Source organism: Empedobacter sp. UBA5924 (genome assembly GCF_002431085.1).
GTDB lineage: Bacteria > Bacteroidota > Bacteroidia > Flavobacteriales > Weeksellaceae > Empedobacter > Empedobacter falsenii_B.
On the sequence record NZ_DJDM01000013.1, the window covers coordinates 1 to 7233 of the forward strand.

At 31.4% G+C, this 7233-nt stretch carries 8 protein-coding genes, 1 tRNA gene and 1 pseudogene; 3 read left to right on the plus strand and 7 right to left on the minus strand.

Annotated elements, in window-relative coordinates:
- Positions 1-191 precede the first annotated feature (191 nt).
- The 3 genes and pseudogenes from rplI to rpsF form a co-directional block, all read right to left on the minus strand.
- A pseudogene (gene rplI / locus B3792_RS03115) lies at positions 192-689 on the minus strand (50S ribosomal protein L9); the annotation flags it as partial.
- A 21-nt stretch (positions 690-710) separates the two neighbouring features.
- Complete coding sequence (rpsR, locus tag B3792_RS03120) at positions 711-1013, minus strand: 30S ribosomal protein S18 (RefSeq protein ID WP_019976570.1); 303 nt, start codon at positions 1011-1013, stop codon at positions 711-713.
- An 8-nt stretch (positions 1014-1021) separates the two neighbouring features.
- Entirely contained in the window at positions 1022-1369 is a 348-nt protein-coding gene (rpsF, locus tag B3792_RS03125) for a 30S ribosomal protein S6 (protein ID WP_038334492.1), read from the minus strand.
- A 338-nt stretch (positions 1370-1707) separates the two neighbouring features.
- Between rpsF and B3792_RS03130 the strand changes: the two genes are divergently transcribed.
- On the plus strand, positions 1708-3012 hold the full coding sequence (locus tag B3792_RS03130; RefSeq protein ID WP_180904959.1) for an aminopeptidase P family protein: 1305 nt from the start codon (positions 1708-1710) through the stop codon (positions 3010-3012).
- 73 nt (positions 3013-3085) lie between these two features.
- Here the strand turns inward: B3792_RS03130 and pncB are convergent, their stop codons facing one another.
- Together pncB and B3792_RS03140 are read right to left on the minus strand one after the other, a co-directional pair.
- Positions 3086-4288, minus strand: coding sequence for a nicotinate phosphoribosyltransferase (gene pncB, locus B3792_RS03135; RefSeq protein WP_280062556.1), 1203 nt, complete (start codon positions 4286-4288; stop codon positions 3086-3088).
- A 96-nt stretch (positions 4289-4384) separates the two neighbouring features.
- Entirely contained in the window at positions 4385-5140 is a 756-nt protein-coding gene (locus tag B3792_RS03140) for a hypothetical protein (RefSeq protein WP_286494656.1), read from the minus strand.
- Positions 5141-5207: 67 nt separating this feature from the next.
- Here B3792_RS03140 and B3792_RS03145 point away from each other — a divergent pair, with 67 nt between their 5' ends.
- Positions 5208-5621: an RNA-binding S4 domain-containing protein gene (locus tag B3792_RS03145; RefSeq protein ID WP_180904955.1), complete on the plus strand. Its 414-nt coding sequence runs from the start codon at positions 5208-5210 to the stop codon at positions 5619-5621.
- Here the strand turns inward: B3792_RS03145 and B3792_RS03150 are convergent.
- Both B3792_RS03150 and B3792_RS03155 read right to left on the minus strand, forming a co-directional pair.
- The gene (locus tag B3792_RS03150) at positions 5618-6145 is read right to left on the minus strand and encodes a shikimate kinase (RefSeq protein ID WP_180904953.1); all 528 of its coding nucleotides are present in this window, start codon (positions 6143-6145) and stop codon (positions 5618-5620) included. The two genes, B3792_RS03145 and B3792_RS03150, sit on opposite strands and share 4 nt — an antisense overlap.
- A 2-nt stretch (positions 6146-6147) precedes the next feature.
- Positions 6148-6753: a hypothetical protein gene (locus tag B3792_RS03155; protein ID WP_115001390.1), complete on the minus strand. Its 606-nt coding sequence runs from the start codon at positions 6751-6753 to the stop codon at positions 6148-6150.
- A gap of 298 nt (positions 6754-7051) precedes the next feature.
- Here B3792_RS03155 and B3792_RS03160 point away from each other — a divergent pair.
- A tRNA-Lys gene (locus B3792_RS03160) sits at positions 7052-7124 on the plus strand.
- Positions 7125-7233: the final 109 nt, after the last annotated feature.

Consider the following 7233-nt stretch of genomic DNA (forward strand, 5'->3'; position numbering starts at 1 on the left):
GCAATTGCGAGGTTTTTTTATATATAGTTGAATAATAATTATTCTTCTGTAGATGGAGCTTCTTCTGTAGCAACTTCTTCTGATACTTCCTCTTTTTTCGCTTTTTTGTCGTTAGCGTAAATTGGGTTATCGAAGTTAAAGAAAGAACCTTCTTCTTTATTAGCGTTAGCTGCTTTTTGAGCATCTAATTTAGCTAATTCTGCTCTAGTTTTAGCAGCTTCTTCAGCAGCTTTGATAGATGCAGCATCTGGTACAATTTCAAATCCGAAATCTACTTCAACATCTCTGTGGAAACGAACTTTAGCTTCGTATTTTCCTAAACGTTTGATAGTATTTCCAGGGATTCTAATGTTTTTCTTCTCGATTTCAACACCAGCTTTTACTAAAGCTTCTGCTAAATCTGCATTGTTGATAGATCCAAATAATTTGTCTCCAGAACCAACTTTAGCGTCGATTTTAACAACTAAACCATCTAATTTAGCTGCTTTTTCTTTTGCTGCAGCGATTAATGTAGCTTCTTCTGCTTTACGAGCTTCTAAAACTTCGTTTAATGCTTTTACGTTATTTGGAGTTGCAACTGATGCTAATCCACGAGGGATTAAGAAGTTACGTGCGTATCCAGGTTTTACTGAAACAACTTCAAATTCAAAACCTAAACCTTCTACATCTTGTCTTAAAATTACGTTCATGATATTTTAATATTTAGGTTATTATTTTAATTGATCACCAATAAATGGCATTAATGCTAAGTGACGAGCTCTTTTGATCGCTTTAGAAACTTTTCTTTGGTATTTTAAAGATGTTCCTGTGTAACGACGAGGTAAAATTTTACCTTGCTCATTCACGAATTGAATTAAGAAATCAGCGTCTTTATAGTCAACGTATTTGATTCCAAATTTTTTGAAACGACAATATTTTGAGTTTGATTGTGTTTCGATATCTAAAGGAGATAAATAACGGATTTCTGATTCGCTACCTCCAGCTGCTTTTTTTGCTAAATCGTCAATTGCCATAGCTTTGCTTATTTGTTAGAGTTAGACTTTAATTTTGTTCTACGTTTTTCTGCCCAGTCCATACCGTGTTTGTCTAATTTCACAGTTAAGAAACGGATTACACGCTCATCACGTTTGTAAGCAACTTCTAATTGAGAAACTAACTCGTTATTGTCTGATTTAAATTCTACTAAGTGGTAGAATCCATTTCTTTTGTTTTGAATTGGGTAAGCTAATTTTTTTAAGCCCCAGTTCTCTTTTGCTACGATTTCACCACCGTTAGCAGTAACAAAGTCATTGAATTTATTAACTGCTTCCTCTACCTGAGAATCAGATAGAACGGGAGTCAAAATGAAAACAGTTTCGTAATGTGTCATTTTTAACTTCTTTTAAGTTATTATTTATACTAAAATTCGAGGTGCAAATATATAAATAATAATCCAAATATTACAAATGAATATTTATTGAATTTTTATTAAAACCTTATTTATTGAATATTATCGTTTTATCATATTGATCTTCAAAAAATATTGACTTTTTTTAAAAAAAATTTGCAGTTTAAAAAAAGTAGCTTACATTTGTCAACATAAAAGGCTAATGGCTTTTTCATAGGTTTAGGTTGGTTAAGGTTAAAACCCTCGTTTCTGCGAGGGTTTTCCTTTTTTTTCTAAAAACATCTTCTTAAATTTGGTCATAATAATTAATGTAAAATTTTATGACAACAAAATACAATCCTATTCCAAGCGAGTTATTCGTAAAGAACAGAGCGAAATTTGTAAAAGCAATGAAACCTCGTTCTCTTGCTATTTTCAATTCTAACGATATTTATCCAATTTCTTCAGATTCTACGTTACCGTTTGCACAACATCGTGATATTTTTTATTTATCTGGAGTTGATCAAGAAGAATCTATCTTATTAATTTTTCCTGACGCTTACGATCCTAAATATAAGGAAGTATTATTTGTTCGTGAAACAAACGATCATATTGCAGTTTGGGAAGGAGAAAAATTATCAAAAGCTCAAGCAACAGAAGTCTCTGGAATCAAAACTGTACTTTGGTTACAAGATTTACCAAATGTTTTGCGCAAATTGATGGTAGAAGCAGATAATGTTTATGTAAATAAAAATGAGCATTATCGTGTAACAGAAGCACCTCAAGTAGAAACGCGCGAAGATCGTTTTGTAAAACAATTGAAAGTAGATTATCCTGGACATACTTATTTACGTTCAAACCCTATTTTGCAACGTTTACGTTCTGTAAAAGAACCAGAAGAAATTCAATTGATTCAACAAGCGTGTGATATCACAGAAAAAGGTTTCCGTCGTATTTTAAATTTCGTAAAACCTGGAGTTTGGGAATTCGAAATCGAAGCTGAGTTTGTTCACGAATTTCTTCGTAATCGTTCAAAAGGTTTTGCATACACGCCAATTATTGCGTCTGGAAATAATGCAAATGTGTTACATTATATTCAAAATAATCAAGAATGTAAAGACGGTGATTTGATTTTGTTTGATGTTGCAGCTGAATATGCAAATTATTCATCAGATATGTCACGTACAATTCCAGTTAATGGAAAATATACAAAACGCCAACGCGAAGTTTATGACGCAGTTTTACGTTGTAAAAAAGAAGCGGAAACGATGTTAGTTCCTGGGAATAATTGGTACAAATACCATGAAGAATTAGGAAAAGTTTATACTTCTGAATTGTTAGGTTTAGGTTTGTTGGATAAAGCAGATGTACAAAATGAAGATCCAGCTTGGCCAGCTTACAAAAAATACATGATGCACGGAACGTCTCATCATATGGGATTAGATACACATGATTATGGTTTATTAACTGATGATTTTGTGGCAGGAATGGTTTTCACAAACGAGCCAGGATTCTATATTCCAGCAGAAGGTTTTGGAATTCGTTTGGAAGATGATTATGTAATTCAGAAAGAAGGAAAACCTTTCAACTTGATGCAAAATATTCCATTAGAAGCAGAAGAAATCGAAGATTTAATGAATAAGTAATCTTTCATTATATTAAATGATAACAAAAATGGAACTCAATATTGAGTTCCATTTTTTATTTTAAAGAATATTCTTAATCATTTTCTGGCGCATCATGTGATGGAATGTCATCTAAATCTAACATTTCTTTTGCAAGAGCAATCATACGTGGCGTTCCGGTATGTTTATTTTTTTCGTCCGAAAGTTTTACAACACCTGTCCATTTTATATCAATAGAAGAAATTTCGGTCAATTTCATCACGATATTCATAGGTTTTAAATCAGTGTCGTTTGTTAAGTTGGTTCCAATTCCAAATGATAATCCAATTCTTCCTTTGAAAGCTTTTGTAATCATTTCCACTTTTTCTGAATTTAATCCATCCGAGAAAATAATCGTTTTGAATAAAGGATTGATGCCCATTTTTTCGTAATGCGCAATTGTTTTTTCTCCAAACTCAATCGGATCTCCAGAATCATGACGAACACCATCAAATAATTTAGATAATTTTTTATCAAATTGTCCAAAGAAAACATCCGACGTATAAGTGTCAGTCAAAGCAATTCCTAAATCACCATAATAAACTTTTACCCAACGATCTAAACTGATTGAATTCGCGATTTTGAATCCGTAACGTGCACCATGAAACATAAACCATTCGTGAGCGTGTGTTCCAATTGGTTTTACACCATATTTATGCGCAAAGTGAACATTCGAAGTTCCAACAAAGCTTTTTCCTTTATGGTTTGTTAATTCTTTCATTACCACATCATGAACTTCGTAACTGTGACGACGACGGGTACCAAATTCCGCAACTGTAACGCCAAGACGATTGTATAAATCAACTTTATCGCTTGTACGTTTTGTGATTTCTTCGTTAGAAATGCGTTGCGCATTTGTTAATTTATAGAAAATTTCACTAATCAAACACAAGATTGGAACTTCCCATAAAATAGTACGATACCAATATCCTTCTACGTGAACTTCTACATCAGTACCGTTTTGAGTGATTTTTACTTCATTTGGATCATAGCGATAACCTTGCAAAAAATCTAAATAAGCAGGACTTAAATAAGGGCAATTTATTGTGAAAAAATTTTTTTCGTCTTTGGTTAAAGAAAGCGAAGCCATTGCATTGATTTCTTTTTGCAGTTCTTCCGCAAAACCTTCAGGAAATTGATGTTCACCACGGTTAATGAATTTATAGCGCGCCATTACATCTGGATACAATTTTGTAACGCCAAATTGCATGGTGAATTTATAGAAATCGTTATCGATAATAGATTTTATTATACTCATTTTTTAGGTTTAATTCTAATACATTTTGAAATTTAAAGATAAAAAAAAACCATCAATACAGATGGTTTTTGTAAGATTATCTTATTTTGAAGATAATTATTCTGTTGTTCTTTTTTCGATTTTAGGTAATTCGAAATTGAAAATTATAGTTGCATCTCTATAAGCTGAAAATTCAGTCAATCCTGTGCTTGTAACATAATATTTGTTTCTCGCATAAGCTAAACGAGAAGGTAAAATAATTACACCTTGAAAGTTATACAAGTCAGTTGTAGCACGTTCAGTTGTTTTGAAATGTTTTAATCCTTCTACAAAGTTTTTTAATTCGATGTGTTCTCTTTTTACCCCATTTTTAATTTCAGTTGCTGTTGGTGTAAAGTAATAAAAAGTTGGATCTTGCGTAGCAGAACCATCTCCAGTATTTATACTTGAGTAATAAAACTGATCCAAAGAACCATATTTTCTTTTGTAGTCTGTACTATTTGTTGCAACAAAATATGTTGAAATAGAACTTAGATAAATAGAAGTACTATCATTAGAAATAATAGTTTTTCCTGTTCCTTTATGATTAGGATTTTCGGCATACCAAATTCCTAATTCATCTTGCTTTGCTAAAGATTTTAATGTTGGATAAGCATCATCTTCGTTTCCTTTGATGGTATCAAATTTTGTAAGTACACCTTTAGAGTTGAAGTAAAAATCTTCCATGTATTGTTGAATCGCTTCATCATCTAATGCATTACGTTCTTCAACTGGAATCTTAGTTTCTTTATTCACACCGTTATCATCATCATTATTACATCCTACTAAAACAGCAGAACATGCAATTAAAGTAACGAAGAATTTCTTTATCATGTTATTTCGATTTATATTGCGAATTTAGAAAAAATATTAGTTTAACCTAACAAATATTCAGTTTTAAATGAGATTAGATAAATTTCTTTGGAGTGTTAGATATTATAAAACGAGATCTTTAGCGGCTGATGCGGTTAAAAAAAATCGTGTAAAAGTAAATGGAGATGTAGCAAAAGCGTCGCGAGATATAATTCCAGGTGATGCGATTGAGGTGAGAAAAGATCAAATAAATTTATCTTTTAAAGTATTGCAAGTGCCAAATAATAGAATTGGAGCTAAATTATTAACCTTACATATTGTGGATACAACGCCAAAAGAAGAATATGATGTGTTAGAGCTTCGTAAACTTTCGCAAGATTATTATCGTGAAAGAGGTGAAGGTCGACCAACGAAAAAAGATCGTCGAGATTTGGATGATTATTTAGAAGAGGGAGGAGAAGATACTGAAGGTATCATTATAAAAGGAGAAGATTTGGATTAATTCCAAATCTTCTCCTTTTTAAGATGTTTCATAATTTCGTCCAAAATCTCTAATGTACTTTGGTTTGAAATGCTGATTGTATATTTTGCCTTTTCATAATATTGATTGCGTTCAAATAAATGTTTCGCAATAAACTCCATCATTTCTTCATTAGAAAGATGAGCAATTAAAGGTCGAGTTTCTTTTTTATTTTCCAATCGTTTCACCAATTGCGGTAATTGTACACGCATGAAAAATGAAATTGAATTGTTGGCAATCTCATTCATATTATCGTAATAAACAGGAGTTCCACCGCCTAAAGAAAGCACAATGTTTGTTGAAGTCAGAACTTCTTTTAAGGCTTCTCTTTCTTTTTTACGAAAACCTAATTCGCCTTCTTTTTCAAAAATCTCACTAATTTTTGTTTGATATTTATTTTCGATAAAATCATCAAGATCGATAAATTCGAAACCCAATGCTTTGGCTAAATCTTTTCCGGTAGTCGATTTTCCGCTACCCATATATCCTACTAAAGAAATAATCATGATTAGTCTACTGGTAAGTCTTCTGAATAAAAAATAGTTAATCTCGCATATCCATCAAACGTATCAATTTGATATGAATACGTATTCTCCAAACGTCTTGCATCATAACGTTCAACATTATAAGTTACTTGATAATCTTCGTTAGTAACGATTGAATTTGAATGATGGTATTTAGATTTTGGCGCATCTTTTTTGATTTCTGCTCTATATTGATTCAAGAATTTAATAGGAAAAGAATATGTTAATTTATAAACAATCTCTTGCGAAACCTGTATTGCTGTTATTTTATTCAAAAACATCGTTCCTTGATTATTGTTTTTAATCTTCAAAGAATCTAAACGATCTGAATTTTGAATGTATAAATTTTTTCCAAGTTTAGAAACCTTGAAACAACGATCATTCAATTTTTGATGAATAATCTGTGGTTGATCTTTTATTAATTCCTTTAATTCTTTCAATGCAAAATTAGACAAATGTGCATCTTTTGTTTCCTGATTACAATTGTTTGCATATTCAGAATCGGGTACGTCTGCCTCTGGGTTGTCAGATTTTTTACACGACACTATCGAAAACAAAGCAATAATAATATATAGTATATTCTTCTTCATTCTAAAATTTCAATCTTTAAATAGCGTTCCGAAAATAATTTCGGTTCACATAGATTTAGATTTGCTGGATGACAAATATAGTATATAAATCATTTATCAAATATATAAAATGATGTTTCTATGGCTTATTTTTTCAGTTTTCTTATCCGAAATTCTATCTTTCAAAAAAAAACTAAAAATTTATCTAAATTTAAGTTCTTAAAACCGAAATGATTAATTAATAAATTGTAAAAAACTTCACAAAACGTTTGTTAAATTAGTATTAAACGCCCTATATTTGCACTCGATTTAAGAAACCGACCTGGTAGCTCAGTTGGTAGAGCACAACACTTTTAATGTTGGGGTCCTGGGTTCGAGCCCCAGCCAGGTCACTTAGTCAAAACGTTCTTTTTTATATAAAAAAATAAAAACGTCTTTCGTTTTGTAAACTCAGATATAATCGTATATTTGCAGTCCGAAAAAACGGAGACCTGGTAGCTC

Excerpts from the sequence above, each read along its gene's own strand:
- rpsR (WP_019976570.1), bottom strand. The coding sequence starts at position 1,013 with ATGGCAATTGACGATTTAGCAAAAAAAGCAGCTGGAGGTAGCGAATCA.
- rpsF (WP_038334492.1), bottom strand. The coding sequence starts at position 1,369 with ATGACACATTACGAAACTGTTTTCATTTTGACTCCCGTTCTATCTGAT.
- B3792_RS03130 (WP_180904959.1), top strand. The coding sequence starts at position 1,708 with ATGACAACAAAATACAATCCTATTCCAAGCGAGTTATTCGTAAAGAAC.
- pncB (WP_280062556.1), bottom strand. The coding sequence starts at position 4,288 with ATGAGTATAATAAAATCTATTATCGATAACGATTTCTATAAATTCACC.
- B3792_RS03140 (WP_286494656.1), bottom strand. The coding sequence starts at position 5,140 with ATGATAAAGAAATTCTTCGTTACTTTAATTGCATGTTCTGCTGTTTTA.
- B3792_RS03145 (WP_180904955.1), top strand. The coding sequence starts at position 5,208 with ATGAGATTAGATAAATTTCTTTGGAGTGTTAGATATTATAAAACGAGA.
- B3792_RS03150 (WP_180904953.1), bottom strand. The coding sequence starts at position 6,145 with ATGATTATTTCTTTAGTAGGATATATGGGTAGCGGAAAATCGACTACC.
- B3792_RS03155 (WP_115001390.1), bottom strand. The coding sequence starts at position 6,753 with ATGAAGAAGAATATACTATATATTATTATTGCTTTGTTTTCGATAGTG.